This window comes from Candidatus Aquicultor sp. (assembly GCF_054640775.1).
The window spans coordinates 1,746-2,617 of record NZ_JBTSLF010000327.1 but is presented as its reverse complement, the minus strand read 5'-3'; the positions used below and the strand labels follow the sequence as shown (position 1 = coordinate 2,617).

Here is an 872-nt window from a genome sequence, read left to right as displayed (position 1 = left end):
TCCAATTATTGATAACCTGTTTTTTGACCATAGTGCCAAACTCCTGGTGATACAAAACCCAACGAATCAATCTCCATCTTACTGATTTCATTATATATCTCCAACAATTTGGTGGTTTTTCCCTCATTTTGTTGACCGAAGAGCAACAGGATACGCGGACCCATCTATTTTTGTGAAATTGATACTTAATCAAGCGAAATTAACGGATTTTGCTCAAGATAAAGTTTAATTTCAGTCCTTTGTACAATGAAATTTAAAAGTAATTTGTTAAAGCAGCTGGTAAGCGATTATATAACTGATTTAACACCCATCTATAGTCATGAGGAAGCTGCCCAAATGGTGTATTGGTTGACGGAAGACTTGTTTGGCATTTCGAGAACAGGTATGCTATTAAATCCTGAGAAGAGACTCTCAGAATCGGAAATGTTAACACTCCACTTTGCGGCTAAAAGCCTTAAAAGTCATGTTCCGGTTCAGTACATTATTGGAAAGGTAGCCTTTTTAAATTTAAGTTTGAAAGTTACGGGGGCGGTATTAATTCCCCGTCCTGAAACCGAGCAATTGGTAGATTGGATCTTACAAATTGAAACAACACCCCGTTTAAAATTTTTGGATATTGGCACCGGGAGTGGATGTATCGCTCTGGCTATCAAGCAAGTACTTGCTGATGCCTCTGTTTGGGGGTATGACCAAAGCAGTGAAGCACTGGCTGTTGCCATCCAAAATGCGAAATCGAATGGGCTGGAAGTGCATTTTTTTAAGGCCGATATTTTCCAGGAAAATATAAATGAATTGGAACCAATGGACGTGATTATTAGTAACCCTCCTTACGTGTTGCAAAGCGAGAAATATAACATGCATGCTAACGTTCT

General features: G+C 38.8%; 1 protein-coding gene. It reads left to right on the top strand.

Annotated elements, in window-relative coordinates; all coding sequences use genetic code 11:
• Positions 1-246 precede the first annotated feature (246 nt).
• On the top strand, positions 247-872 hold a 626-nt coding region (locus tag ACYC56_RS14875; protein ID WP_461374954.1), incomplete at its 3' end, for a N5-glutamine methyltransferase family protein.